Origin of the sequence: Variovorax flavidus (assembly GCF_030317145.1) — a bacterium.
GTDB lineage: Bacteria > Pseudomonadota > Gammaproteobacteria > Burkholderiales > Burkholderiaceae_C > Variovorax > Variovorax flavidus.
In genome coordinates this window covers 1,975,750-2,000,906 of the sequence record NZ_JASZYE010000001.1, presented here as the reverse complement: position 1 = coordinate 2,000,906, position 25,157 = coordinate 1,975,750, and the positions used below count along the sequence as shown (strand labels likewise).

Annotated in this window: 24 protein-coding genes; 20 read left to right on the top strand and 4 right to left on the bottom strand. The window is 66.2% G+C overall.

Annotated elements, in window-relative coordinates; all coding sequences use genetic code 11:
- The first annotated feature begins 136 nt into the window (after positions 1 to 136).
- Positions 137 to 1,603 carry a DEAD/DEAH box helicase gene (locus tag QTH90_RS09675; protein WP_286664238.1) on the top strand — a complete coding sequence of 489 codons (1,467 nt, stop codon included), beginning with the start codon at positions 137 to 139 and terminating at the stop codon, positions 1,601 to 1,603.
- A gap of 12 nt (positions 1,604 to 1,615) precedes the next feature.
- Here the strand turns inward: QTH90_RS09675 and QTH90_RS09670 are convergent, their stop codons facing one another.
- On the bottom strand, positions 1,616 to 2,458 hold the full coding sequence (locus QTH90_RS09670; RefSeq protein ID WP_286664237.1) for a symmetrical bis(5'-nucleosyl)-tetraphosphatase: 843 nt from the start codon (positions 2,456 to 2,458) through the stop codon (positions 1,616 to 1,618).
- A 23-nt stretch (positions 2,459 to 2,481) separates the two neighbouring features.
- Between QTH90_RS09670 and QTH90_RS09665 the strand changes: the two genes are divergently transcribed.
- The 3 genes from QTH90_RS09665 to QTH90_RS09655 all read left to right on the top strand — a co-directional run bounded on the left by QTH90_RS09665 (position 2,482) and on the right by QTH90_RS09655 (position 6,456).
- Positions 2,482 to 3,795, top strand: coding sequence for a hemolysin family protein (locus tag QTH90_RS09665; RefSeq protein WP_286664236.1), 1,314 nt, complete (start codon positions 2,482 to 2,484; stop codon positions 3,793 to 3,795).
- Positions 3,796 to 3,899: 104 nt separating this feature from the next.
- Positions 3,900 to 5,279: a type II toxin-antitoxin system HipA family toxin YjjJ gene (yjjJ, locus tag QTH90_RS09660; protein WP_286664235.1), complete on the top strand. Its 1,380-nt coding sequence runs from the start codon at positions 3,900 to 3,902 to the stop codon at positions 5,277 to 5,279.
- A 43-nt stretch (positions 5,280 to 5,322) separates the two neighbouring features.
- Entirely contained in the window at positions 5,323 to 6,456 is a 1,134-nt protein-coding gene (locus tag QTH90_RS09655; RefSeq protein ID WP_286664234.1) for a zinc-binding dehydrogenase, read from the top strand.
- A gap of 39 nt (positions 6,457 to 6,495) precedes the next feature.
- Here QTH90_RS09655 and QTH90_RS09650 read toward each other — a convergent pair whose 3' ends face one another.
- The 3 genes from QTH90_RS09650 to flgA all read right to left on the bottom strand — a co-directional run bounded on the left by QTH90_RS09650 (position 6,496) and on the right by flgA (position 8,033).
- Entirely contained in the window at positions 6,496 to 6,948 is a 453-nt protein-coding gene (locus QTH90_RS09650) for a flagella synthesis protein FlgN (RefSeq protein ID WP_286664233.1), read from the bottom strand.
- Positions 6,945 to 7,238: a flagellar biosynthesis anti-sigma factor FlgM gene (gene flgM / locus QTH90_RS09645; RefSeq protein WP_286664232.1), complete on the bottom strand. Its 294-nt coding sequence runs from the start codon at positions 7,236 to 7,238 to the stop codon at positions 6,945 to 6,947. The genes QTH90_RS09650 and flgM overlap by 4 nt, the downstream gene beginning before the upstream one ends.
- 84 nt (positions 7,239 to 7,322) lie before the next feature.
- Positions 7,323 to 8,033, bottom strand: coding sequence for a flagellar basal body P-ring formation chaperone FlgA (flgA, locus tag QTH90_RS09640; protein WP_286664231.1), 711 nt, complete (start codon positions 8,031 to 8,033; stop codon positions 7,323 to 7,325).
- A gap of 160 nt (positions 8,034 to 8,193) precedes the next feature.
- On the opposite strand from flgA, the gene flgB reads away from it, so the two are divergent.
- The 16 genes from flgB (at position 8,194) to QTH90_RS09560 (ending at position 25,135) form a co-directional block, all read left to right on the top strand.
- Entirely contained in the window at positions 8,194 to 8,601 is a 408-nt protein-coding gene (flgB, locus tag QTH90_RS09635) for a flagellar basal body rod protein FlgB (RefSeq protein WP_286664230.1), read from the top strand.
- A gap of 16 nt (positions 8,602 to 8,617) precedes the next feature.
- Positions 8,618 to 9,034 (top strand): flagellar basal body rod protein FlgC, encoded by a 417-nt coding sequence (flgC, locus tag QTH90_RS09630; RefSeq protein WP_286664229.1) that lies wholly within the window; start codon positions 8,618 to 8,620, stop codon positions 9,032 to 9,034.
- A gap of 22 nt (positions 9,035 to 9,056) precedes the next feature.
- Positions 9,057 to 9,743: a flagellar hook assembly protein FlgD gene (locus tag QTH90_RS09625; RefSeq protein ID WP_286664228.1), complete on the top strand. Its 687-nt coding sequence runs from the start codon at positions 9,057 to 9,059 to the stop codon at positions 9,741 to 9,743.
- Positions 9,744 to 9,822: 79 nt separating this feature from the next.
- Positions 9,823 to 11,043, top strand: a complete 1,221-nt coding sequence (gene flgE, locus QTH90_RS09620) for a flagellar hook protein FlgE (RefSeq protein WP_286664227.1) — start codon at positions 9,823 to 9,825, stop codon at positions 11,041 to 11,043.
- Between the two features lie 49 nt (positions 11,044 to 11,092).
- A complete protein-coding gene (locus tag QTH90_RS09615; RefSeq protein ID WP_286664226.1) occupies positions 11,093 to 11,836 on the top strand; it encodes a flagellar basal body rod protein FlgF in 744 nt (247 codons plus the stop codon).
- Between the two features lie 38 nt (positions 11,837 to 11,874).
- Positions 11,875 to 12,657 carry a flagellar basal-body rod protein FlgG gene (flgG, locus tag QTH90_RS09610; protein ID WP_286571876.1) on the top strand — a complete coding sequence of 261 codons (783 nt, stop codon included), beginning with the start codon at positions 11,875 to 11,877 and terminating at the stop codon, positions 12,655 to 12,657.
- Positions 12,657 to 13,427, top strand: coding sequence for a flagellar basal body L-ring protein FlgH (locus QTH90_RS09605; protein WP_286664225.1), 771 nt, complete (start codon positions 12,657 to 12,659; stop codon positions 13,425 to 13,427). The genes flgG and QTH90_RS09605 overlap by 1 nt, the downstream gene beginning before the upstream one ends.
- The gene (locus tag QTH90_RS09600; protein WP_444814715.1) at positions 13,388 to 14,644 is read left to right on the top strand and encodes a flagellar basal body P-ring protein FlgI; all 1,257 of its coding nucleotides are present in this window, start codon (positions 13,388 to 13,390) and stop codon (positions 14,642 to 14,644) included. Before QTH90_RS09605 ends, QTH90_RS09600 begins: the two co-directional genes overlap by 40 nt.
- Positions 14,645 to 14,651: 7 nt before the next feature.
- Positions 14,652 to 15,662 (top strand): flagellar assembly peptidoglycan hydrolase FlgJ, encoded by a 1,011-nt coding sequence (gene flgJ, locus QTH90_RS09595; protein ID WP_286664224.1) that lies wholly within the window; start codon positions 14,652 to 14,654, stop codon positions 15,660 to 15,662.
- Between the two features lie 58 nt (positions 15,663 to 15,720).
- Complete coding sequence (locus QTH90_RS09590; protein WP_286571874.1) at positions 15,721 to 16,239, top strand: chemotaxis protein CheW; 519 nt, start codon at positions 15,721 to 15,723, stop codon at positions 16,237 to 16,239.
- Positions 16,240 to 16,298: 59 nt separating this feature from the next.
- Positions 16,299 to 18,005, top strand: coding sequence for a methyl-accepting chemotaxis protein (locus QTH90_RS09585; RefSeq protein ID WP_286664223.1), 1,707 nt, complete (start codon positions 16,299 to 16,301; stop codon positions 18,003 to 18,005).
- A gap of 30 nt (positions 18,006 to 18,035) precedes the next feature.
- Positions 18,036 to 19,580, top strand: coding sequence for a methyl-accepting chemotaxis protein (locus QTH90_RS09580; RefSeq protein WP_286664222.1), 1,545 nt, complete (start codon positions 18,036 to 18,038; stop codon positions 19,578 to 19,580).
- Between the two features lie 107 nt (positions 19,581 to 19,687).
- Complete coding sequence (locus QTH90_RS09575) at positions 19,688 to 21,253, top strand: methyl-accepting chemotaxis protein (protein ID WP_286664221.1); 1,566 nt, start codon at positions 19,688 to 19,690, stop codon at positions 21,251 to 21,253.
- A 4-nt stretch (positions 21,254 to 21,257) separates the two neighbouring features.
- Positions 21,258 to 22,844 carry a methyl-accepting chemotaxis protein gene (locus tag QTH90_RS09570; RefSeq protein WP_286664220.1) on the top strand — a complete coding sequence of 529 codons (1,587 nt, stop codon included), beginning with the start codon at positions 21,258 to 21,260 and terminating at the stop codon, positions 22,842 to 22,844.
- 16 nt (positions 22,845 to 22,860) lie between these two features.
- Positions 22,861 to 23,334, top strand: a complete 474-nt coding sequence (locus tag QTH90_RS09565) for a chemotaxis protein CheW (RefSeq protein ID WP_286664219.1) — start codon at positions 22,861 to 22,863, stop codon at positions 23,332 to 23,334.
- A 67-nt stretch (positions 23,335 to 23,401) separates the two neighbouring features.
- Positions 23,402 to 25,135 (top strand): methyl-accepting chemotaxis protein, encoded by a 1,734-nt coding sequence (locus QTH90_RS09560; RefSeq protein ID WP_286664218.1) that lies wholly within the window; start codon positions 23,402 to 23,404, stop codon positions 25,133 to 25,135.
- Positions 25,136 to 25,157 lie beyond the last annotated feature (22 nt).

Sequence of the window (25,157 nt, the reverse complement as noted above, 5' to 3'; positions counted from 1 at the left end):
TAACCACCGGAGTCCAAAAACACCGCGGAACCGGCCGCGCCGGGCCGCAGGTGTTGCCCCCGGCAGGGGGTAGGCGACGCGACACGAAGTGCGCAAAAGCCTGGGGGGGAGCATAAATGCGACAATAGAGGGCTTAATGACAAGCTCTTTCTCCAATCTCTCCCTGGCCGAACCGCTGGCGCGTGCCGTAGCCGAAATGGGCTACGAGACCATGACGCCCATCCAGGAACAGGCCATTCCGGTGGTTCTGGCGGGCCAGGACGTGATGGGTGCGGCGCAAACCGGCACCGGCAAGACGGCCGCGTTCTCGCTGCCGCTGCTGCAGCGGATGCTCAAGCACGAGAACAGCTCGACCTCGCCTGCGCGCCATCCGGTGCGCGCCCTGGTGCTGCTGCCCACGCGCGAACTGGCCGACCAGGTTGCCCAGCAGGTCAAGCTCTATGCCAAATACACCAACCTGCGCAGTGCGGTGGTGTTCGGCGGCATCGACATGAAGCCCCAGACCCTCGAGCTCAAGAAGGGCGTCGAGGTGCTGGTCGCGACTCCGGGACGGCTGCTCGACCACATCGAGGCCAAGAACGCGGTGCTCAACCAGGTCGAGTACGTCGTGCTCGATGAGGCCGACCGCATGCTGGACATCGGCTTCCTGCCGGATCTGCAGCGCATCCTCTCCTACCTGCCCAAGCAGCGCACCACGCTGCTGTTCTCGGCAACCTTCTCGCCCGAAATCAAGCGGCTGGCCGGCAGCTACCTGCAGAACCCGGTCACGATCGAAGTGGCCCGGCCGAACGAAACGGCCTCGACGGTGGAGCAGCGCTTCTACAGCGTGAGCGACGACGACAAGCGCCGTGCTCTCAAGCAGATCGTTCGTCAGCGCGGCATCACCCAGGCCTTCGTGTTCGTCAACAGCAAGCTGGGCTGCGCGCGCCTTGCGCGTTCGCTGGAACGCGAGGGGCTCAAGACCACTGCGCTGCACGGCGACAAGAGCCAGGACGAGCGCCTCAAGGCGCTCGCAGCCTTCAAGGCCGGCGAGGTCGACCTGCTGGTGGCGACCGACGTCGCCGCTCGCGGCCTCGACATCAAGGATGTCCCGGCCGTCTTCAACTTCGACATCCCGTTCAATGCCGAGGACTACGTGCACCGCATCGGCCGCACCGGCCGTGCCGGCGCGTCGGGCCTGGCCGTGAGCTTTGCCAGCGGCGGCAACGATGTGCGCCTGGTCGCCGACATCGAGAAGCTGATCAAGAAGAAGATCGAACTCGAGGCGATCGAGTTCGAGGAAGACCGCCCGCGCGGCCGCATCAACGACGGGCGCCGCCATTGGCGCGAAGAGGGCGAGGCGGGCGATGCGCGCGACGTGCTCGACACGCTGGACCGCCCCCGCGAACGCAGCGAGGCCCGCCCCGTGCGCGGTGGTCGTCCGCACCGCGCGCCCGCCGCGCCGCGCGATCCCTTCTTCGAGCAACCCTATGAGACGCCGGATCGCGAGGCTGCTCCCGCCTGGGAAGCCGCAGCGAAGACCACGCCAGCGCGCGGTATCTCCAGCAACATCAAGACCAAGCGCAAGGTTCCGGCTCTGTTCAAGAGCGCCGAACCCGGTTGAGCACGGGCCGTCTCAGCCTGGTTTCTGTGCCTGCGGGCACTTGACCTGAATCAACTCCCGCTCCTGTGGCGTCGCGCCGATGCGCACGGCGCTCAGGCAGCCGCCCCACACGCAACCGGTGTCGGTCGACAGCAGGTCGGGTCGTGAGACCCAGCCCAGCGTCGACCAGTGGCCGCACGCCACCGTGGCATCGGCCGTTTGGCGACCGGGCACGTCGAACCAGGGCATGTAGCCCTCGGGTGCCGCTCCGGCGCCGTCCTTGCTCTCGAACTCCATCACGCCCTCTGCGGTGCAAAAGCGCAGCCGCGTCAGCGCGTTGACGATGACGCGCAGCCGCGCGCTGCCGGTCAGCGTATCGTTCCATTGCGCCGGCTCGTTGCCGTACATCGTCTGCAGGAACTCGTGCAACGCCGGTCCGCGCAGCACCGATTCGACCTCGGCGGCGAGCGACAAGGTATCGCTGATGCGCCACTGCGGCAGCACGCCCGCGTGCACCATCAACAGATCGCCGCCGCCGATCGTCTGGTGAAGCGCCATGTGCTGATGGCGCAGCCAGTCGAGCATGGCGTCGCGGTCGGGCGCCTCCAGCACGCTGGCAAGCGTGTCCTTGCGGCCGGCCTTGCGCGCACCGTGGACCACGCCTAGCAGATGCAGGTCGTGGTTGCCCAGCAGGCTTCGCGCCGAGGCGCCGAGGCGCTGCATGCGGCGCAACACGTCCGCCGAAGCGGGGCCGCGATTGACCAGGTCGCCGAGCACGATCAGCGTGTCGCGGCTGGGAGAGAAGGCGATGTCGTCCAGGAGGCGCTGCAGTGGCCCGTCGCAGCCCTGCACGTCACCGATCAAGTAAAGTGCCATGATCCCCATTCTCTCCCGCGTTCATGGATGTTTTCCTCCTGGCTTTGCTGACCACGCTCAACGCGGTGTTCGCAATGTCCGAAATGGCCCTCTCCACCAGCCGTCGCGCGCGCCTTGCTGCGCTGGCCGAAACGGGGGACGCGGGCGCCGCCGCGGCGCTCAAGCTCATGCAGGACCCGACGCAGTTCCTGTCGAGCGTTCAGATCGGGATCACCTCCATCGGCATGCTGAGCGGCATCGTCGGCGAAGCCGCGTTCGCGGAGCCGCTGGCAGTGTGGATGCGCAAGGTCGGCATGGGCAGCGGCACGGCCAGCATTGCCTCGACGGCGCTGGTGGTGACCTGCATCACCTTCTTCACGATCATCTTCGGGGAACTGGTGCCCAAGCGCATCGGCCAGCTCTACCCGGAGCCGGTCGCGCGCTATGTTGCGCGTCCCATGCGCGGCCTCGCCACGGCGGCCAAGCCTTTCGTGCTGCTGCTGTCGGGTGCGACGGCCGCCGTGCTCAAGCTGCTGCGCATCGACTCGAACGCCGCGCGAGTGGTGACCGAGGAAGAAATCTCCGCCAGCCTGGAAGAGGGCGTCGATGCAGGCGTGATCGAGATGCACGAGCACCAGATGGTGCGCAACGTGTTTCACCTGGACGACCGCCGGCTCACTTCGCTGATGGTTCCGCGCGCCGACATCGAGTGGCTCGAAGCCTCCTTCACCATTGCCCAGTGCCTGCAGAAGGTGTCGGCCGCCGGTGCGCTCAACCTGGTCCATTCGTGGTATCCCGTGTGCCGCAATTCACTGGACGACGTCGTCGGGGTGGTGAGCGTTGCTCAACTGCTCAGGCTGGGTCCCGATCATGAGGGATCGGTCGAACAGGTCGTGCAACCGGCCGTGTTCGTGCCCGAGACGCTGACAGGCATGGAACTGCTGGAGCAGTTCCGCTCGCGCGCCGGCCGGCTCGTGTTCGTGGTCGACGAATACGGCGTCGTGCAGGGCCTGATGACACCGCGCGACCTGCTCGAAGCCATCACCGGCGAGTTGCAGGTCGCCACCCACGACGAGGCCTGGGCGCGAGAGCGTCCGGATGGCGTATGGGAGCTCGACGGCCTGATGCCCGTGTCCGAACTGCGCGCGCGGCTCGGGATCCGGGAACTGCCGGACGAGGACCGCGGCCGCTACAACACCGTGGCAGGCCTGCTGATGTTCGTCTCCGGCCAACTGCCGGAGGTCGGCGAGCGCATCGACTGCGCTGGCTGGTGCTTCGAGGTCGCCGGGCTGGATGGCAAGCGGATCGACAGGGTGCTGGCCTATCCGGATGCGGGGGCGGCGGATCTGGCACCCTGACGCCAAAAGCTGCCACTGATCTTCTCAAAATAATCGCAAAACTACTGAATTTCTCTCTGTGAGAGAATGAGAAGTATCTTCTCATTAATCTTCTCATAAAGAGCATGCGAGTTCGCAATCAAGTCGCGCGCGACCAGTTGGCTGCCGTGCTCGCCCGGCGGCCGATGGTGAGCGCAGCCGACCTTGCCGAAGCGGTCGGTGTCAGTGTCCCGACGCTCCATCGCCTCCTTGCGGAACTTCAGGACCGGCTGGTGAGCAGCGGCAAGGCACGCCGCGCGCGCTACGCCTTGCGCCGCCCGTTACGGGGCGACATGGCCAGTCTGCCCTTGTACGAGATCGATTCCGAAGGCCGGGCCGAACTCGTCAGCCAGCTCACGCCGGTCTCGCCGCAAGGCACTCTCATGAACATCGCGGATGCCGGGTGGCCCGTGAATGACGAATCGCGCGATGGCTGGTGGGACGGGCTCCCGTACCCGCTCTACGACATGCGTCCACAGGGCTATATGGGGCGCCAGTTCGCTCGCGCGGAGCATCGTCAGCTCGCCGTTCCTGCCGATCCGGGCGAGTGGTCGGACGACGACATCCTGTTCGTGCTGAGCCGCAGCGGCTGGGACGTGAGCGGCAGCCTGATCCTCGGCGACCCGGCCTACGAGCGCTGGCTTCAGGGCAAGATCGCACCGCCCGAGCCGCTCAGGGGATCGAAGGCGGGCCCCGCCTACGCGCAGTTGGCCGAGCATGCGATTGCGGCTGGCGTGCCGGGATCGAGCGCCGGCGGCGAGTTTCCGAAGTTCGCGGCGCTGCGCAACCTGGAAGCGCAAGCGACACCCCATGTGCTCGTGAAGTTCTCCGGCGCCGATGGCTCGCCCGCGGTCCGGCGTTGGGCCGACCTGCTGGTCACGGAACACCTGGCGCTGGAGTGCTGCGCCACCTTGCGCGGCATCGAGAGTGCGAGAAGCCGTGTGGTCACGCATGCGGGCCGCACCTTTCTGGAGGTGGAGCGCTTCGATCGTCTTGGCATGTTCGGCAGGAGTCGTCTCTGCAGCCTCGACACGGTCAATGCTGCATTGATCGGCGACAGTTCGATGGACTGGACCCGGATTGCGGGCCAGCTCGTCCGCGCCAAGCTGCTTTCGGCCGACGACGAGGGCCGCATCCAGCATCTCTGGTGGTTCGGCCGGTTGATCGCCAACAGCGACATGCATCTGGGCAACCTCAGCTTCAGGCCGCAGGGGGCGTTGGTGCTGGCGCCGGTCTATGACATGGTGCCGATGCTCTATGCGCCGCTGCCGGGCGGCGAGGTTCCTCCGCGGGTCTTCGAGCCGCCGCTGCCGTTGCCCTCGCAGCGCGAAGTGTGGGCCGCGGCTTGCGAGACCGCCCACCTGTTCTGGACTCGTGTTTCCAGCGACAAGCGCATCAGCGAAGCATTTAGAACCCTCGCTGCCGCCAACGCACGCCTGCTCCTGGAGCGCGCCGAGCAGGTCTGATCCGGCACTCCTATACTGGCCGCCCCCAGCCTCGGAGACCCCCATGACCCAGCCCGCTACAACGCTCCAGATCCGTACCCTGGTCCGCAACAACGGCGAACTTGAACTGTCGTTGCAGGAGGAGCCGGTCCCGCAGCCAGCGGCGAACGAAGTCGTCGTCCGTGTGGAGGCCGCGCCCATGAACCCGTCCGACCTCGGCCTGCTCTTTGGCGCCGCGGACTTGCGGACCGCAAAGGCTTCCGGCACCGCCGCCAGGCCGGTCGTGACGGCCAGCATCCCCGAACTCGCCATGAAGAGCATGGCTGCGCGCGTGGACCAGTCCATGCCGGTCGGCAACGAAGGTGCCGGCGTGGTGGTGGCTGCGGGCGCCTCGCCCGCAGCACAGGCGCTCCTGGGCAAGACGGTCGCGATGATCGGTGGTGCCATGTACACGCAATACCGCTGCATCGATGCCGCCCAGTGCATGCCGCTGCCGGAAGGCGCGACGCCGGCCGAAGGCGCATCCTCCTTCGTCAACCCGCTCACGGCGCTGGGCATGGTCGAGACCATGCGCCGCGAAGGCCACAAGGCGCTGGTGCACACGGCAGCCGCCTCCAACCTGGGCCAGATGCTCAACCGGATCTGCATCCAGGACGGCATCGGCCTCGTCAACATCGTCCGCAAGAAGGAGCAGGAGGACATCCTGCGCGCCATCGGCGCCAAGTACGTGTGCAACGCCACGTCGCCCGACTTCATGCAGGAACTGACGGACGCACTCGCTGCCACGGGCGCCACGCTGGCCTTCGACGCCATCGGCGGCGGCAAGCTGGCTGGCCAGATCCTCACGTGCATGGAAGCGGCCATCAACAGGACGACCAAGGAATACAGTCGCTACGGCTCCACGGTCCACAAGCAGGTCTACATCTACGGCGGGCTGGACCGCGGCCCCACCGAGTTCACGCGCGGGTTCGGCATGACGTGGGGCATGGGGGGCTGGCTGCTGTTTCCCTTCCTCCAGAAGATCGGCGCCGAAGGGGCGCAGAAGCTGAAGGCGCGTGTGGCGGCGGAGCTCAAGACGACCTTTGCGAGCCGCTACACCAAGGAAGTTTCGCTGGTCGAGGCGCTGGGGCTGGGCGAGATCGCGGTCTATTCGAAGCACGCGACAGGCGAGAAGTACCTGCTCAATCCGAACAAGTAGGCGGGCGCACCCCGCTGCGCGCCCGCCGGGGCGACCCCATCAGCCCATGGCGAGTCGCGTTCCGTTGCTGGAGGTCTTGCGAACGCCGTCCGGACCGTAGAACAACTGCACGCTGGACTGCAGGAAGTGCAGCGCCTTCTGCGTGAAATCCAGGTGCGTATAGACGATCGAGCCGTTGCGCAGGTTGAGCGCACGGGCACGTTCGGCAAGTTCCAGCAGCGCGGTCCAGGCCTGGCGGGTCGCTTCGCCACCTGCGGCCGCCGCGGCGTCCGCGCCGGCGGCGCCGGGTTCGAACCCCAGGGCGGCCTGTGCGGTTTCGCGCTGGCGGTCGAGTTCGGCGATGCGGTCCAGCAACTGGATCTTCTGTTCCGAGATCGACGCCAGTTCGCCGAAGCGGCCATTCGACATCGCCTGCTCTTCAGTTTCCAGGACCGTGAGGAATTCCTCGACGCAGGATTTCTCCGCGTGGAGGTAGAGCAGCATGGTGTTCATGGATTCTTCTTGGAATCGAGCAGATCGCGGACGCTGTCCAGCAGGCCGCTGGCGATGCGCTCTGGGTTGACCTGATAGCGGCCGGCGCGGATGTCCTCGCGGATCGCCGCGACGCGTGCCGCGTCGAAATCGCTGCCGCCCGGTGCGGCAGGCAGGGCATGAATCTGGCCCGACACTTGTGCTGCCTCCTTGGCGCGCTCCGTGGCTTCGGCGCCGGACGCAGGGGCGGTCACCGCCTTGGAAGTGCGGGGGAGGGGCGTTGCCGAGGGGGCGGGTTGATCAATTTTCAAGATGGTTCCTCAAAGGGCTGACCCGTATATCGGCCGGCGGGGCGGGATCTTTAGGCTCTATATGTCACAAATCGCGGGTCCGGGCTACTGCGACAGCCGGATCTGCCCGTTTTCGGCTGCGATGCCCGTCAGCATGCGGCCCTCGCGCGTCTTGGCTTGCACGGTGGCGCCGACTTCGGCCCGGGTCATGGCCTTGCCCTCGGTGCTGACGACAAAGCCCTGTCCCTGCGCGACCAGCTGCACGGTCTGGCCCTGCTGGATGACGACCAGGCCCCGCACCAGCTCCTTGCGCAGCGGTGCGCCGGCGGCGACGCGGTTGGCCGTCACGACCCCTTGCAAGGCAGCGGCATCGGTGATGACGGAGCGCGGCAGCGCGCTGAGATCGCCCGTGCGCTCGACGACGTCGCCTGCGCCGACGGTCTCCCCGGCCTCGATCGCGCGCGCGGCGACGAAGTAGCGGCCTTCCACGGCCACGTGGACCGGCACGAATCGCATCCACGGCTTGTCGCCGCGGCAACGCAAGCCGACCGACACGCGGCCCCAGGGCGTGGCCCCGGCCGGCATGAAGGCCTCGAAGTCGTCGCAGGGAGGAAGGGTGGTCGACGCGGACGTCTTGACGCTGAACGTCGCCTTGCCCGGCAGTCCGGCCGTCTGCACCTGCAGCAGCCTGTCGATCGCCGAGCGCGCCGCATCGGGCAGCGGCGCAGCGGCCCATGCGGTTGCCGCACCCATGCCTGCCATGACGGTCGGCAGGGCCATGCACAGAAGGCGACTCCAGGGATTGCGTGGTTCCATCGCGGTCGATTCTAGGAAGGCACCCCTCCAGGCGAAGGTGCGAAGTGCTGGAGAAAACCCCCTTTGTTCGGCCCATTGCAAAAGCGATGCATGCATAGACTCGCTTTCCATCAGTCGCCATGCCCTCGTGCGGACGCGATGCTTCAAATGGTGGAACCACATGATCGACAAGCTGGATGCAGCGCTTCGCTTCAATCGCGAAGCACTCAATCTCAGGGCGCAGCGCCAGGAAGTGCTGGCGGCCAATATCGCCCACGCCGACACGCCGAACTACAAGGCGCGCGACTTCGATTTCAACAGCAGGCTCACGCAGGCCGTGGAACAGGGGCGGCAGTCGCAGTCCTTCGCGATGGCCACCACCTCGTCGCGCCACCTGGCCGGCGAAGCCAAGGCGATGCCCGACCAGGACCTGCTCTATCGCGTGCCGAGCCAATCCAGCATTGACGGCAACACGGTCGAGATGGATGCCGAGCGCATCAACTTCGCCGACAACGCGCTGCGCTACGAGTCGAACCTCACGGTGCTCGGCGCCAAGATCAAGACGCTGTTGTCGGCGGTCCAGCAGTAAGCAGCCGGAGACCCGCATGCCGTACCCCAGCTCTTCCATGAACATCTTCAGCGTGGCGGGTTCCGCCATGGCGGCGCAATCGCAGCGCATGAACGTGACCGCGAGCAACCTCGCCAATGCCGAGAGCGTCGCCGGCCCCGATGGCCAGCCCTACCGCGCCAAACAGGTCGTCTTCGAAGTGGCCGCCTCGGGGCAGCAGGACATCGGCGGCGTCAAGGTCTCCAGCGTCGTCGAGGACTCCTCGCCCGCCAGGATGGTCTTCGACCCCAAGAGCCCGCACGCCAATGCCGAGGGCTACGTGGCGATGCCCAACGTCAACGTGGTCGAAGAGATGACCAACATGATCTCGGCCTCGCGCAGCTACCAGGCCAACGTCGAGGTGCTCAACACCGCCAAGACGCTGATGCTCAAGACGCTGACCGTCGGCCAGTAATCCCCTTTCAAGAAAGCCCTTCATGGCCATCGCAGACACCTCCTCCATCACCGGCTCCAACGCTGCCAGCGCAGCGGCGAGCACCGCCAGCGTCGCGAACGCGGACAGCGAGCAGCGCTTCCTCAAGCTGCTGGTGACGCAGCTCAACAACCAGGATCCGCTCAATCCGATGGAGAACGCCGAGCTCACCTCGCAGCTCGCGCAGATGAGCACGGTGAGCGGCATCGAGAAGCTCAACGCCACGTTGTCGGGCCTGGTGAGCCAGACCGGCTCGAACCAGGTGCTGCAGGCGGCATCGCTCATTGGCTACAACGTGCTGTCGCCCGGCGACACCCTCCACACGAGCACGCCCGAGGACGGCAAGGACCCGGCGGTCCAGGCCTTCGCGGTGCAGCTGCCCGGCTCGGCCGGCGACGTGGAGATCAAGATCGTCGACGCCGCCGGCAAGACCGTGCGCACCATCGATGCCGGCGCCATGACCGAAGGCGTCAATGCCGTGACCTGGGACGGCAAGGACGACGCCGGCAACGTGGTGCCCGCGGGCGCCTACCAGTTCAAGGTGGCTGCCGCCAACGGCAGCGCCGCCGTGCAGGCGACCTCGCTCACCTTCGCCCAGGTGGCCGCAGTCAAGCAGGGCGCGAGCGGCGTCACGCTCGAGCTGGCATCGGGCCAGAGCATCGCGCTGTCCGACGTTCGCATGTTCCTCTGACACCCAACCCGTCTTCTCCCTCGGCGGCGGTCCAGGCGCTGCAGCCGTTCTTTCATCGCACTGAAACAAGGAATCCAACATGAGTTTCTCCCAAGGCATCAGCGGGCTCGGCGTGGCCGCCGCCAATCTCGACGTCATCGGCAACAACATCGCCAACTCGGGCACCGTGGGCTACAAGTCCGCCGCGGCAACCTTCCAGGACGTCTATGCCGGCTCGCGCGTCGGCCTCGGCGCATCGGTGTCCGGGGTGGTGCAGAACTTCACGCAAGGCGTGACGCAGACCAGCAGCCGCCCGCTCGACGTCGCCATCCTCAACGGCGACGGCTTCTACCGCCTCACCAGCGCCAGCGGCGAAGTCATGTACTCGCGCAACGGCCAGTTCACCAAGGACAAGGACGGCTACATCATCAACGGCTCCGGCCTGCGCCTCACGGGCTATGGCGTCAACGCCAGCGGCGGCATCAGCGGCGGCACGCCGACGGCCATCCAGATCCCGACCGGCGGCATGGCGCCCAAGGCGACCGTCGGCATCCAGGCCGAGTTCAACCTCGATTCGCGTGAAGCCGTTCCGACCAAGACGCCCTTCAACGCCACCGACTCCGATACGTTCAACTATTCCAACGCCGTCGGGCCCGTGTACGACTCGCTGGGCAATCCGCACGACCTCGCGGTGTACTTCGTGAAGTCCCCGACGCCCGCCAACACTTGGAGCGTCTACGGCACCATGGATGGCGCGCCCATGAGCGGTGGCGCCGCACTCTCGACGCTGACCTTCGACACCAACGGCAACCTCACGGCGCCGGCAGGCGGCTCGATCGCGCTGCCGGTGCAGACCTACACGACCGGTGCCGCGACAGCCACCATGACGGTCGACCTCTCGGGCACGACCCAGCGCGGCGCCACCAACGGCATGCGGGCGCTCTCGCAGGACGGCTACACCTCCGGCGAACTGACCTCCTACTCGATCAACCCCGACGGCACCATCACCGGCAAGTTCTCCAACGAACAGACCCAGTTGCTCGGACAGATCGTGCTGTCGTCCTTCGCCAACCCCAACGGCCTGGAGCCCAAGGGCGAGAACATGTGGGCCGAGACGCTGGCCTCCGGCCAAGCCCTCACCGGCACGCCGGGCGAGGGCACCAAGCTCGGCTCGCTCGAATCCGGCGCGCTCGAATCCTCCAACGTCGACCTGACCTCCGAACTCGTCAACCTCATCGTCGCGCAGCGCAACTACCAGGCCAATGCGCAGACCGTGAAGACGCAGGACCAGGTCATGCAGACGCTGATGAACATTCGCTGACCCGCGCGCCTGAACACACGCAGCAGTCCCTCATTTCCAGGAGCAACCAGTGGATCGAATGTTGTATGTCGCCATGAGCGGCGCCAAGCAGGCCATGGAACAGCAGGCCTCGGTCGCCAACAACATGGCGAACGTCTCGACGCCGGGCTTCCGCGCGCAGATCAACAACTTCCGCGCCGTGCCCGTGGTGGGCGAGGAATCGCCGACGCGCGCCTTCGTGGCGGCCACCACGCCCGGCGCCGATTTCACGCATGGGCCGTTGACTGAAACCGGCCGCGAACTCGACGTCGCGGTGCGCGGCGAGGGCTGGTTCGTGGTGCAGACCCCCGGCGGCGGCGAAGCCTACACGCGCGTCGGCAACCTGCAGGTGGGAGCCGACGGACAGGTGATGACCATGGGCGCACGCCCGGTCGTCGGCGATGCCGGCGCCCTGGTGATCCCGCCCGGGTCCACCGTCACGATCGCATCCGACGGCTCCATCGCCGCGCGCGGCCCTGGCGATCCGGCCACCGGCGTGGCCCAGGTCGGCCGCCTGAAGCTCGTCAACCCACCCACCGCCGATCTCGTGCGTGGCGACGACGGACTCTTCCGCATGCGCGAAGGCCTGCCGCCGGCGGAAGCGGACCCGGCCGTGATCGTCGCGCCCGGCGTGGTCGAAGGCAGCAACGTCAATCCGGTCGAAGCCATGGTCGCCATGATCGCCAACGGCCGCAGCTTCGAGATGCAGATGAAGTCGATCACGACCGCCGACACCAATGCGCAGTCGGCCAACAAGCTGCTGGCCTACGGCTGAAGCCGAGCCCAGCCCGCAACCCCCGCAGGAGTAATTCAATGATTCGTTCCCTCTACGTCGCCAAGACCGGCCTCGAAGCCCAGCAGACGCAACTCGACGTGGTGTCCAACAACCTCGCCAACGTCGGCACCACCGGCTTCAAGAAGAGCCGCGCCGTGTTCGAGGACCTGATGTACCAGAACCTGCGCCAGGTCGGCGGCCAGACCTCCGACCAGACGCGCCTGCCTTCGGGCCTGCAGGTCGGCACCGGCGTGCGCGTGGTCGCCACCGAGCGCATGCACTCCCAAGGCAACATGACCAAGACGGACAACCCGAAGGACGTCGCGATCAACGGCGCCGGCTTCTTCCAGGTGCTGATGCCGGACGGCACGACCTCGTACTCGCGCGACGGCTCCTTCCAGACCGACCGCGACGGACAGCTCGTCACCGCGAGCGGCTTCCCCATCCAGCCGGCGATCACCATCCCGCAGAACGCCACCAGCCTCACGGTGGGCCGCGACGGCATCGTGTCGGTCACGCAGGCGGGCAGCACCGCGACCGTGCAGGTCGGCCAGCTCCAGCTCGCCACCTTCCTCAATCCGACCGGCCTGCAGAGCATGGGCGAGAACCTCTACACCGAGACCGATTCGTCCGGCGCACCGAACCTGGTGAACCCCGGCGTCGACGGCGCCGGCATCCTGAGCCAGGGCTACACCGAAGCGTCGAACGTCAACGTGGTGGAAGAGCTGGTCAACATGATCGCCACGCAGCGCGCGTACGAGATCAACAGCAAGGCGGTCCAGACGTCCGACCAGATGCTGCAACGTCTGACGCAGTTGTGATGACCCCCAGGCTTCGCGCACTGCGTGTCGCTTCGCCAACCCCCTTGCAGGGGGCAACACCAGCGGCCCGGCAGAGCCGGTTCCGCGGTGTTCTTGGCATCCGGCATTTCGTGCTCTTGTTCATCGTCGTGCTGGCGACGGGGTGCGCGCAGCTTCCGCGCGATCCGCTGGTGCACCAGCCGATGACGGCGCGCGCGGATTCGATGGATGCGTTGCAGACGCGGTCCGCGAGCGGCGCGATCTTCCAGGCTGCGGGGCGCGATGTCGCATTGTTCGAGGACCGCCGGCCGCGCAACGTCGGCGACATCCTGACCATCGTCATCAGCGAGAAGCTCAACGCCAGCAAGAACTCCGGCGCCAACGCGAGCCGCAACGGGAGCATGGGCGCCGCCTTCGAGGCCGTTCCCAAGGTGCTCGGCGGGCTGCTGCGGGACCAGGACGCCAAGATGTCCGGCACCAACGCCCTCACCGCGAAGGGCGGCGCCAATGCGGCCAACAACTTCAATGGCGTGATCACCGTCACGGTCACCGATGTGCTCGCCAACGGCAATCTGCTGGTGAGCGGCGAGAAGCAGATGGGCATCAATCAGGGGACCGAATTCATTCGCTTCTCGGGCGTGGTGAATCCGCGCACCGTCACCGGCAACAACACCGTGCTGTCGACCCAGGTGGCGGATGCACGCATCGAATACACGGCAAAAGGCTACATCGACGAAGCGCAACACATGGGCTGGTTGCAGCGCTTCTTCCTCAACGTGATGCCCTTCTAGATATGAACCCCCAGTCTTCGCGCACTTCGTGTCGCTACGCCAACCCCCTTGCAGGGGGCAATGCCTGTGGACCGGCAAAGCCGGCTCCACGGCATTTCTGGAAGCGGCCTTTCAACGCCCTTGTTCGTCTTGGGCTTGCTGTCGCTTGTTCTGTTGCTCTGTTCCCTCCTGCGCATGCGGAGCGGCTGAAGGAGCTTGCCACGATCCAGGGCATGCGCGACAACCCGCTGATCGGCTACGGGCTGATGGTAGGGCTGGACGGCACCGGCGACCAGACGATGCAGACGCCGTTCACGACGCAGAGCCTGAACAACATGCTGCAGCAGCTCGGCATCACGATCCCGCAGGGCGTGAACATGCAGCTCAAGAACGTGGCGGCGGTGATGGTCACGGCCACGCTGCCTTCGTTCGCACGGCCGGGGCAGAGCATCGACGTGACGGTGTCGTCCATGGGCAATGCCAAGAGCCTGCGCGGCGGCACACTTCTGATGACGCCGCTCAAGGGTGTCGACGGCGCGGTGTACGCCATCGCGCAAGGCAACATGGTCGTGGGCGGCGCGGGTGCGTCCGCCAACGGGAGCAAGGTCCAGATCAACCAGCTCAGCTCCGGGCGGATTCCCGCCGGGGCCATCGTCGAGCGGGTGGTCGAGGCCTCTGTCGGCGGCGAGGGCATGTTCACGCTGGAGCTGGTGCGCTCCGACTTCGGCACAGCCCAGAAGACAGTCGATGCCATCAACCGCCAGTTCGGCTCGGGTATCGCCGATGCGGTCGATGCCCGCGTGATCCGCGTGCGCGCGCCAGAGTCGCCCCAGGCGCGGGTCGGCTTCCTCGCGCGTCTCGAGAGCCTGGAAGTCACGCCGACGCAGGCGGCGGCCCGGGTGGTCGTCAATGCGCGCACCGGCTCCGTGGTGATGAACCAGGCCGTGCGGGTGGAGGACTGCGCCGTCGCGCACGGCAACCTGTCGGTCGTCATCAACACCGACCCGGTGATCAGCCAGCCGGGACCGTTCGCGGGTGGCAGGACGGTGGCCACGCAGACCTCGGAGATCTCGGTCAACCAGGCCGGTGGCGCGCTGCAGATGGTGCGCGGCGGCGCTTCGCTCTCGGACGTGATCAAGGGGCTGAACAGCCTGGGCGCCAATCCGCAGGACCTGGTGTCCATCCTGCAAGCCATGAAGTCGGCCGGTGCCCTGCGCGCCGAGCTCGAGATCATCTGAGGCCGCCATGGCGATCTCCGCAGCCAACCAATGGACCGGCGCCGATGCGGCGAGCCGCACCGGCGCGCTGGACCAGCGCTTCGCGCTCGATGTGCAGGGGGTCGATGCGCTGCGGCGCACTGTCCGCACGTCGCCCGAGGAGGGACTGAAGCAGGTCTCGCGGCAGTTCGAGGCGCTGTTCATGAGCATGGTGCTCAAGAGCATGCGCGAGGCCTCGCCATCCAGCGGCCTGCTCGACACCCAGAACGAGAAGATCTACACCTCGATGCTCGACCAGCAGCTCACGCAGAGCCTCTCGGGGCGCGGCGTGGGTCTGGCCGAGGCGATGCTGGCGCAGCTCCAGCGCAGCATCGCGGCGGGTGTTTCCGACGACGGCGCGGAGCCGGCCGCGATGTCGCTGCTGCCGCGCGGCGGCTTGCCGCTGCATGCGCAATCGGGCATTCCGCTCGGCTCGTCGCCTTCGCAGCCCTCGCAGACCGCGCCGTCTTCATCGGCCGCGCGGGCCGACCTGAGCCTCTATCAGGTCAACAACGACCGCAACGGATCGAACGCCGCATCGAACCTGCAGAGCCACGTCGACCAGTTCGTCAACCGCATGGGCGCATCGGCCCAGGCGGCGAGCAATGCGAGCGGCGTCCCCGCGCCACTGATCCTGGCGCAGGCTGCGCTCGAATCCGGCTGGGGCAAACGCGAGATCCGCGCGGACGACGGCACGCAGAGCTTCAACCTCTTCGGCATCAAGGCCGACCGCAGCTGGCAGGGCCCGGTGGTCGAGACCACCACCACCGAATACGTTGACGGCGAGCCGCAGCGCATTCGCGCCAAGTTCAGGGCCTACGCCTCCTACGACGAGGCCTTCACCGACTACGCGCGCTTCATGACGCGCAACCCGCGCTACGCCAACGTGCTGGCCACCGACGACCCGACCGAGGCCGCGCACGGACTGCAGCGCGCCGGCTACGCGACCGATCCGCAGTACGGGCACAAGCTCGTTCGCATCATGCAGAAGTTCGGCTGACCGGCGACCCGGCCGGCCGCCCCCCTACCCGAACCCCCAGCCCACGCAAAGGACTCCCATGGCAGAAATCAAAAGCCTTCATCAACACGCGGGCGGTGCTGCCTCCGCGGCCCTCGCGAACGCCAACCGGCTGGAGGTGGTCACCTTCACGCTGGGCGAGGAGGAATACGGCATCGACATCCAGAAGGTGCAGGAGCTTCGCGGCTACGACGCGGTGACGCGGATCGCGAACGCGCCGGACTACATCAAGGGGGTGGTGAACCTGCGGGGGATCATCGTCCCGATCATCGACATGCGCATCAAGTTTGCGCTGGGCACGCCGAGCTACGACCAGTTCACGGTGGTGATCGTGCTGAACATCGGCGGTCGGGTGGTGGGGATGGTGGTGGACAGCGTGTCGGACGTGATCACGCTGTCGGCCGAGCAGATCAAGCCGGCGCCGGAGATGGGCTCAGTGCTGGACACGGACTACCTGATCGGGCTGGGCACGCTGGACGAGCGGATGCTGATCCTGGTGGACATCGACCGCCTGATGTCCAGCGAGGACATGGGCCTGATCGAGAAGATGGCCGCCTGACGGACCTTCTCCGGCGGCACACACAAATAACGGACACAACAGACGGACTTGGAGAAGCGATGAAGGACTGGAAGATTGGTACCCGCCTGGGTGGCGGCTTTGCGTTGGTTCTGGCCCTCGTGGCCGTCATCGCGGGCGTCGGCGTGGCACGGCTGCAAGGCGTGGGCGAAGCCACGCACGAGCTGGCTCGGGGATCGCTGGAGAAGGAGCGCCTGGCCGCTAACTGGCTGCTCTCCACCAGTACCAACAGCGTGCGCACTTATGCATTGCTCAAGAGCAACGACCCCGAGGTCCAGGAGTTCCTGCAGAAGAACATGAGCAAGACCAGCGCCGCCATCTCGGAGGCGCAGAAGAAGCTCGAAGAAGTGCTCGCATCGCCCGAAGAGCTTGCACTGAGTGCCGACATCAAGAAGAAGCGCGCCGAGTACGTCGAGCTTCGCACGGCGATCCTCAAGCTCAAGGCCGAAGGCAATCTCGCCGAAGCCACGCGGCTCAGCGGAGAGAAGCTGCTGTCTACCCTGGAGAGCTACGACGCGAGCATCCGCGCCATGCTGAGCCACCAGCAGGCGCAGATCGACAAGTCGGCCACGGCGATCGACGAGCTCTACCGCTCGGGCCGTACCAACGTGATCATCCTGGCCGTGCTTGCGATCGCGCTCGGTGCGGCGCTGGCATGGCGGCTGACGCGCAGCATCGTCGAGCCGATCGACGAGGCACTGCTCATCGCCGAGACCGTCGCCTCGGGCGACCTCAGCAAGGAGTTCGAGACCCAGCGCGGCGGCGACTTCGGCCGGCTGCTGCGCGGCATGGGCGAAATGGAAGACACGCTCACTGATCTGGTGAGCCGGATCAAGACTGCGACCGATTCGATCGTTGTGGCGTCGAAGGAAATCGCGGCGGGCAACCAGGACCTGTCGTCGCGCACCGAAGAGCAGGCCAGCTCGCTGGAGCAGACGGCTGCGTCGATGGAAGAACTCACCAGCACGGTGAAGCAGAACGCGGACAACGCACGTCAGGCCAACCAGCTGGCGGCCTCGGCCTCCGAGGTGGCGGTCAAGGGCGGCAGCGTGGTCAGCCAGGTGGTGGACACCATGGCCTCGATCAATGCGTCGTCGAAGAAGATCGTGGACATCATCGGTGTGATCGATGGCATCGCCTTCCAGACCAACATCCTGGCGCTGAATGCGGCGGTGGAAGCAGCCCGTGCGGGCGAGCAGGGCAGGGGCTTCGCGGTGGTGGCGGCCGAGGTGCGCAACCTGGCGCAGCGCTCGGCGGCGGCGGCCAAGGAAATCAAGGGCCTGATCGACGACTCGGTGGGCAAGGTGGACGTGGGCAGCGTGCTGGTGGGCGAAGCGGGAAAGACGATGGAAGAGATCGTCGGCAGCGTGAAGCGGGTGACGGACATCATGGGCGAGATCACCGCTGCGAGCCAGGAGCAGACCTCGGGCATCGAGCAGATCAACCAGGCGATCACGCAGATGGACCAGGTGACGCAGCAGAACGCTGCGCTGGTGGAGGAAGCCGCCGCTGCCGCCGCATCGCTGCAGGAGCAGGCGGGTGGCCTGTCGCAGATCGTCGGCACCTTCAAGCTCGATGACGACGACGGTGCAGGCCCTTTGCATGTCCCTGGGCGTCCGGCACCGGTTGCCGTCGCGGCGCGGAAAGCGGGGGCGAAGCCGCCCGCCACGACACCTCGACCGAAAGAAGTGGCCGCGCCCAAGGTGGCCACGGCCAGCGCCAGCGCCGGCGACTGGACCGAGTTCTAGACCGCATTTCAGAACGACATCGTCCCAACCATGAACTTCATTTCCAACCTCAAGATCGGCACCCGCCTGGCACTGGGCTTTGCCGCAGTGCTCCTGTTCCTGGCTTTCATCATGGGCCTGGGCCTGACGTCCATGTCCAGCATCCAGACGCATCTCAATGGCATCGTCAGCAGCAACAACGTCAAGGTTGCCACGGCGAACAAGATGCTGGATTCCATCCGCGACATGGCGAACCTCGCGAGCCACCTGGTGCTGCTGACCGACGAAGCGGCCATGCGCGAGGAAATGCAGAAGATCGCCGCGGCCCGCGAGCGCTACACCGAAGCCAGGACGCAGCTCGGCAAGCTGGTCGTCAGCCCCGAGGGCAAGGCGCTCCTGGCCAAGGTCGAAGACGCGCTGGCCGTCGCGACGCCCATCAACGCCCGGTTGCTCGAACTCGCCCTGCAGAACAAGAACGATGAAGCGACCGAACTCCTGATGAAGAAGTTCACTCCATCGGTTCAGGCTATCGTGGTGGCGCTGGACGAGATGGTGCAGCACGAGACCCGGCTTTCCCAGAGGGCCAAGGAGCAGGCCAACGCCGAATACACCCGAGCGCGCAATCTCATGATCGGCCTCGGCGCCCTGGCGCTCCTCATGGGTGCTGCCATCGCGTGGTTCACCACGCGTTCGATCACCGGCCCGATCGCGCAAGCGGTCAAGGTGGCCGAGACCGTCGCCGCTGGCGACATCTCCTCGCGCATCGAAGTCCGCTCCAAGGACGAGACGGGCCAGTTGATGCACGCGCTCAAGGAGATGAACGACAGCCTGGTCAAGATCGTGGGCGAAGTGCGCACGGGCACGGACACGATCGCGACCGCATCGAGCGAGATCGCGACGGGCAACCAGGACCTGTCGTCGCGCACCGAAGAGCAGGCCAGCTCGCTGGAGCAGACGGCTGCGTCGATGGAAGAACTCACGAGCACGGTGAAGCAGAACGCGGACAACGCACGCCAGGCCAATCAGCTGGCCGTGTCGGCCTCCGAAGTGGCGGTGCGTGGCGGCAGCGTGGTCGGCCAGGTGGTCGACACCATGGGCTCGATCAACGCCTCCTCGCGCAAGATCGTGGACATCATCGGCGTGATCGACGGCATCGCCTTCCAGACCAACATCCTGGCGTTGAACGCAGCGGTGGAAGCTGCCCGTGCGGGCGAGCAAGGCCGCGGCTTCGCGGTCGTTGCTTCGGAAGTCCGCAGCCTCGCCCAACGCTCCGCCGCAGCGGCCAAGGAAATCAAGACGCTGATCGGCGACTCGGTGGAAAAGGTCGAAGAGGGCAGCAAGCAGGTGGCCGAAGCCGGCAGGACGATGGAAGAGATCGTCGACAGCGTGAAGCGGGTGACGGACATCATGGGCGAGATCACCGCTGCGAGCCAGGAGCAGACCTCGGGCATCGAGCAGATCAACCAGGCGATCACGCAGATGGATCAGGTGACGCAGCAGAACGCGGCCCTGGTGGAAGAAGCCTCGGCTGCGGCGCAATCGCTGCAGGAGCAGGCGGGCGGCCTCTCCCAGGTCGTGAGCGTCTTCAGGCTCTAGGACTCGCGAAAGCGCACGGCCTCAACTTTTGCCGGTTGCAGCCGATATAGAGGAGCGACCGAAGCCAGCAGTGCGCTTCGGGTTCCACCCATCGTAGAAAGAGTGAGATGAGTTTCAAGGATCTGAAGATCGGCACGCGCCTGGGCGTTGGCTTTGCCGCCATGCTGGTGCTCATGGGTTTCATCTCGGCGACCGGGATGAGCCGGTTGAGCAACGTCGGCAATGCCACGGAGGAGATGGTTTCGGGTCCCCTGGTCAAGGAGCGGATGGTCGGCGAGTGGTCCAAGCTGCTGGCAGCGAACATCGTGCGCACCTTCGCCATGGTCAAGGCCACCGACGGCGCGACCGAAGCCTATTTCAAGAAAGATCTCGGCGCCGGGCAGGCGCTGATCAATCCGCTGCAGAAGAAGCTCGAGGAGCTGCTGACATCGCCGGAGGAGAAGAAGCTCTACGGCGACGTCGCCGAAGCACGCCGCGTGGTGCTCGAATTGCTGGCCTCGCTCAACAAGTTCAAGGCGGCCGGCGACACGGAGGCTGCCAACAAGCTGGCCGACAACCAGTTCCTCGCGGCGCTGGCGAACTATGAGAAGGCCGTCGACAGTCTCGCGGTGCATGAGCACGAGCAGATCGACCTCGCGGCGAAGGGGATTGCCAAGGACCATGATGCTGGCCACCTGACGATGATGGTGCTGTCCGCCATCGCGCTGCTGGTCGGCGCCCTTGCCGCGTGGCGGCTGACGGTCGGCATCGTTCGCCCCCTCGGACAGGCCGTGAAGGTCGCGGAGACGGTGGCCGCTGGCGACCTGAGCAGCCGCATCGAAGTGGACAGCCGCGACGAGACGGGCCAGCTGCTGCAGGCGCTCAAGAACATGAACGACAGCCTGGCGAAGGTGGTCGGCGAAGTGCGCACGGGCACGGACACGATCGCGACCGCATCGAGCGAGATCGCAACGGGCAACCAAGATCTGTCGTCGCGCACCGAAGAGCAGGCCAGCTCGCTGGAGCAGACGGCTGCGTCGATGGAAGAACTCACCAGCACGGTGAAGCAGAACGCGGACAACGCACGTCAGGCCAACCAGCTGGCCGTGTCGGCCTCGGAAGTCGCGGTACGCGGCGGCAGCGTGGTCGGCCAGGTGGTCGACACCATGGGCTCGATCAACGCCTCCTCGCGCAAGATCGTGGACATCATCGGCGTGATCGATGGCATCGCCTTCCAGACCAACATCCTGGCGCTGAACGCAGCGGTGGAAGCTGCCCGTGCGGGCGAGCAAGGCCGCGGCTTCGCGGTCGTTGCTTCGGAAGTCCGCAGCCTCGCCCAACGCTCCGCCGCAGCGGCCAAGGAAATCAAGACGCTGATCGGCGACTCGGTGGAAAAGGTCGAAGAGGGCAGCAAGCAGGTGGCCGAAGCCGGCAGGACGATGGAAGAGATCGTCGACAGCGTGAAGCGCGTGACGGACATCATGGGCGAGATCACCGCTGCGAGCCAGGAGCAGACCTCGGGCATCGAGCAGATCAACCAGGCGATCACGCAGATGGATCAGGTGACGCAGCAGAACGCTGCGCTGGTCGAGGAAGCAGCCGCGGCCGCCGCATCGCTGCAGGACCAGGCCGGCAGCCTGTCGCACGCAGTGGGCGTGTTCCGGCTCGACTCCGCCGGGCGACTGGAGCGATAGGCCCATGCGCGTCAACCTGCCGATCACCCACAACGAATACCCGCTGCCGCCAACGTCGGCGCTGGTCTCGCGCACCGACCTGAAGGGGCGCATCACCTACGTCAACCCGACCTTCGTGGAGGTCAGCGGCTACACGCTCGAGGAGTTGATGGGCAAGGCCCACAACATCGTGCGGCATCCCGACATGCCGCCCGAGGCCTTTGCCGACATGTGGGACACGCTCGGTCGTGGCCTGCCCTGGACCGGCCTCGTCAAGAACCGCCGCAAGAACGGCGACTTCTACTGGGTGCAGGCGAACGTCACGCCCATCCACCGCAAGGGCGTGACCGAGGGCTACATGTCCGTTCGCAGCCAGCCCGAACGCGCCGATGTGATCGAAGCCGAGAACCTCTATCGCAAGCTGCGCGAGGGTCAGGCGAAGAACATCCGCATCCGCCAGGGCGAAGTCGTCCGGCAGGGATGGTCGGACCCGCTGGGCAGCCTGCGCCGCATTCCGGTGCGCCGCCGTGTCTTCGCCGTGACGGCGATCGCGGCTGTGGTCACGCTGGGCCTGGGTGGCCTCGGATGGTCCGAGGCATCGAGGCTGTCCGCGTCGTCGGGCGCGTCAAGCTGGCTTCCGAACCTGCTCGCCGCCAGCACGGTCGGCGCGGCGATGGCATGGATCGCCATGGGCCGCTTCCTGGGCCGCACGATCTTCCAGCCGCTGGAGCAGGCGGTGGGCGTGGCGCAGGCCATCGCAGGCGGTGCGCCGGTCAAGTTCCAGATCCGTTCCTACGACGAGACCAAGAGCCTGCTGCGGGCGCTGAACCAGATGAGCGCGAACCTCTTCGCCATCGTGGCGGACGTCGGCGCGAACGTCACTGGCGTGATGTCGACGTCGGGCCAGATTGCCAGCGGCAACCAGGACCTGTCCTCGCGCACCGAAGAACAGGCCAGTTCACTGGAGCAGACGGCCGCGTCGATGGAAGAACTCACCAGCACCGTGAAGCAGAACGCCGACAACGCGCGCCAGGCCAACCAGCTGGCCGTGTCGGCTTCCGAGGTCGCGGTGAAGGGCGGCGAGGTCGTCAGCCAGGTGGTCGACACCATGGCGTCGATCAATGCATCGTCCCGCAAGATCGTCGACATCATCGGCGTGATCGATGGCATCGCCTTCCAGACCAACATCCTGGCGCTGAACGCGGCGGTCGAGGCCGCCCGCGCCGGCGAGCAGGGCAAGGGCTTCGCAGTGGTGGCCGCCGAGGTGCGCAACCTCGCCCAGCGCTCAGCTTCGGCAGCCAAGGAAATCAAGGGCCTCATCGACGACTCGGTGGGGAAGGTCGGCGCCGGCAGCGTGCTGGTGGGCGAGGCGGGCAAGACGATGGAGGAGATCGTCGGCAGCGTCAAGCGGGTGACCGACATCATGGGCGAGATCACGACCGCAAGCCAGGAACAGACCTCCGGCATCGAACAGATCAACCAGGCCATCACGCAGATGGACCAGGTCACTCAACAGAACGCGGCACTGGTGGAGCAAGCCTCCGCTGCTGCGCAGTCACTGCAGGAACAGGCCGAGAGCCTCGTCGATGCAGTGAGTGTTTTCAAGTCTTGAATCAGGAGCCAGGCAGATGACCACAGTTCAACCGAGCAAGCCGCTCGAATTCCTTTCCTTCACCCTCGGCCACGAGGAATACGGCATCGACATCCAGAAGGTGCAGGAGCTTCGCGGCTACGACGCGGTGACGCGGATCGCGAACGCGCCGGACTACATCAAGGGGGTGGTGAACCTGCGGGGGATCATCGTTCCGATCATCGACATGCGGATCAAGTTTGCGCTGGGCACGCCGAGCTATGACCAGTTCACGGTGGTGATCGTGCTGAACATCGGCGGTCGTGTGGTGGGGATGGTGGTGGACAGCGTGTCGGACGTGATCACGCTGTCGGCCGAGCAGATCAAGCCGGCGCCGGAGATGGGCTCGGTGCTGGACACGGACTACCTGATCGGGCTGGGCACGCTGGACGAGCGGATGCTGATCCTGGTGGACATCGACCGACTGATGTCCAGCGAAGAAATGGGCCTCGTCGAGGCCGCCGCAGCCTGAACCCGATGTCGTAACCGTCCCGAGCGTTGCGCGTTACCTCCAACTTCCACGTCTCCTCCATCCCATCATGAAATTCCTCTCCAACGTCCGCATCGGCACGCGCCTGGCCATCGGCTTCGGCATCGTCCTCGGCCTGACGATCATCTCGACTGCCTTCGCGCTGGTGAGTGCGAAGAACAATGCCGAAGCGACGCGGCGCATGATGGAAAGCCCGCTGGCGAAGGAGCGGCTCATCTCGGACTGGTACGTGCTGACCTATTCGGCCATCGCGCGCACGTCGATGATCGCGAAGACCACGGACGACACGCTGCCCACCGCGTTTGCCGATGTGATGGCCGACAGCGTCAAGAAGGGCACCGAGACCATGGCGAAGGTCGAGGCCCTGCTGGTGGTCGATGAAGAGAAGGCGATGTTCAAGACCATCGTCGAGTTGCGCGCGAAGTACCAGGCCGGGAAGGACGCGGTTTCCAAGGCCAAGGCGAGCGGCAATGCGGCCGAGGCCGCACGGGCCTTCAACGAGTCGTTCCTGCCGGCCGCCAAGGCCTATGAACGCGGCGTGCTCGACTTGCTGTCGATGGAACGCAAGGCCATCGACGACATGAGTCGCGCCATCGATGCGGCGAATTCGCGTGGCTTCAACCTGAGGGCCTTCCTCACGATCATGACGGTGCTTCTCGGCGGGTGCGCGGCCTTCATCATCTCGCGCAGCATCGTCAGGCCGTTGCATGAAGCCGTGAAGGTTGCGGAGACGGTGGCCGCTGGCGACCTGAGCAGCCGCATCGAAGTGGACAGCCGCGACGAGACGGGTCAGTTGCTACAGGCGCTCAAGAACATGAACGACAGCCTGGCGAAGGTGGTCGGTGAAGTGCGCACGGGCACGGACACGATCGCGACCGCATCGAGCGAGATCGCAACGGGCAACCAAGATCTGTCGTCGCGCACCGAAGAGCAGGCCAGCTCGCTGGAGCAGACGGCTGCGTCGATGGAAGAACTCACCAGCACGGTGAAGCAGAACGCGGACAACGCACGTCAGGCCAACCAGCTGGCCGTGTCGGCCTCGGAAGTCGCGGTGCGCGGCGGCAGCGTGGTCGGCCAGGTGGTCGACACCATGGGCTCGATCAACGCCTCCTCGCGCAAGATCGTGGACATCATCGGCGTGATCGATGGCATCGCCTTCCAGACCAACATCCTGGCGCTGAACGCAGCGGTGGAAGCTGCCCGTGCGGGCGAGCAAGGCCGCGGCTTCGCGGTCGTTGCTTCGGAAGTCCGCAGCCTCGCCCAACGCTCCGCCGCAGCGGCCAAGGAAATCAAGACGCTGATCGGCGACTCGGTGGAAAAGGTCGAAGAGGGCAGCAAGCAGGTGGCCGAAGCCGGCAGGACGATGGAAGAGATCGTCGACAGCGTGAAGCGGGTGACGGACATCATGGGCGAGATCACCGCTGCGAGCCAGGAGCAGACCTCGGGCATCGAGCAGATCAACCAGGCGATCACGCAGATGGATCAGGTGACGCAGCAGAACGCTGCGCTGGTCGAGGAAGCAGCCGCGGCCGCCGCATCGCTGCAGGACCAGGCCGGCAGCCTGTCGCAAGTGGTGAGCGTGTTCAAGCTGAGCCACGACAGCTCGGCGGCTCGTGCCTTTGCACGCGTCGCGCCGGTTGCCGGCGCGGCTGCCAAGGCGGCTCCGAAGACGGCGCGCGCCAAGGCGCTGCCCGCTGCCCCTCGCGAGAAATCGACCCGAACAGAACCCCAGTTGGTTGCAGCCGGTGCCGGCGCGGCCGCGGGCGACTGGACGGAATTTTGAGCCCTCGGCTCAGCATGACATA

Coding starts and splice junctions, on each gene's coding strand:
- QTH90_RS09675 (WP_286664238.1), top strand. CDS start 137: ATGACAAGCTCTTTCTCCAATCTCTCCCTGGCCGAACCGCTGGCGCGT.
- QTH90_RS09670 (WP_286664237.1), bottom strand. CDS start 2,458: ATGGCACTTTACTTGATCGGTGACGTGCAGGGCTGCGACGGGCCACTG.
- QTH90_RS09665 (WP_286664236.1), top strand. CDS start 2,482: ATGGATGTTTTCCTCCTGGCTTTGCTGACCACGCTCAACGCGGTGTTC.
- yjjJ (WP_286664235.1), top strand. CDS start 3,900: ATGCGAGTTCGCAATCAAGTCGCGCGCGACCAGTTGGCTGCCGTGCTC.
- QTH90_RS09655 (WP_286664234.1), top strand. CDS start 5,323: ATGACCCAGCCCGCTACAACGCTCCAGATCCGTACCCTGGTCCGCAAC.
- QTH90_RS09650 (WP_286664233.1), bottom strand. CDS start 6,948: ATGAACACCATGCTGCTCTACCTCCACGCGGAGAAATCCTGCGTCGAG.
- flgA (WP_286664231.1), bottom strand. CDS start 8,033: ATGGAACCACGCAATCCCTGGAGTCGCCTTCTGTGCATGGCCCTGCCG.
- flgB (WP_286664230.1), top strand. CDS start 8,194: ATGATCGACAAGCTGGATGCAGCGCTTCGCTTCAATCGCGAAGCACTC.
- flgC (WP_286664229.1), top strand. CDS start 8,618: ATGCCGTACCCCAGCTCTTCCATGAACATCTTCAGCGTGGCGGGTTCC.
- QTH90_RS09625 (WP_286664228.1), top strand. CDS start 9,057: ATGGCCATCGCAGACACCTCCTCCATCACCGGCTCCAACGCTGCCAGC.
- flgE (WP_286664227.1), top strand. CDS start 9,823: ATGAGTTTCTCCCAAGGCATCAGCGGGCTCGGCGTGGCCGCCGCCAAT.
- flgG (WP_286571876.1), top strand. CDS start 11,875: ATGATTCGTTCCCTCTACGTCGCCAAGACCGGCCTCGAAGCCCAGCAG.
- QTH90_RS09605 (WP_286664225.1), top strand. CDS start 12,657: ATGACCCCCAGGCTTCGCGCACTGCGTGTCGCTTCGCCAACCCCCTTG.
- flgJ (WP_286664224.1), top strand. CDS start 14,652: ATGGCGATCTCCGCAGCCAACCAATGGACCGGCGCCGATGCGGCGAGC.
- QTH90_RS09590 (WP_286571874.1), top strand. CDS start 15,721: ATGGCAGAAATCAAAAGCCTTCATCAACACGCGGGCGGTGCTGCCTCC.
- QTH90_RS09585 (WP_286664223.1), top strand. CDS start 16,299: ATGAAGGACTGGAAGATTGGTACCCGCCTGGGTGGCGGCTTTGCGTTG.
- QTH90_RS09580 (WP_286664222.1), top strand. CDS start 18,036: ATGAACTTCATTTCCAACCTCAAGATCGGCACCCGCCTGGCACTGGGC.
- QTH90_RS09575 (WP_286664221.1), top strand. CDS start 19,688: ATGAGTTTCAAGGATCTGAAGATCGGCACGCGCCTGGGCGTTGGCTTT.
- QTH90_RS09570 (WP_286664220.1), top strand. CDS start 21,258: ATGCGCGTCAACCTGCCGATCACCCACAACGAATACCCGCTGCCGCCA.
- QTH90_RS09565 (WP_286664219.1), top strand. CDS start 22,861: ATGACCACAGTTCAACCGAGCAAGCCGCTCGAATTCCTTTCCTTCACC.
- QTH90_RS09560 (WP_286664218.1), top strand. CDS start 23,402: ATGAAATTCCTCTCCAACGTCCGCATCGGCACGCGCCTGGCCATCGGC.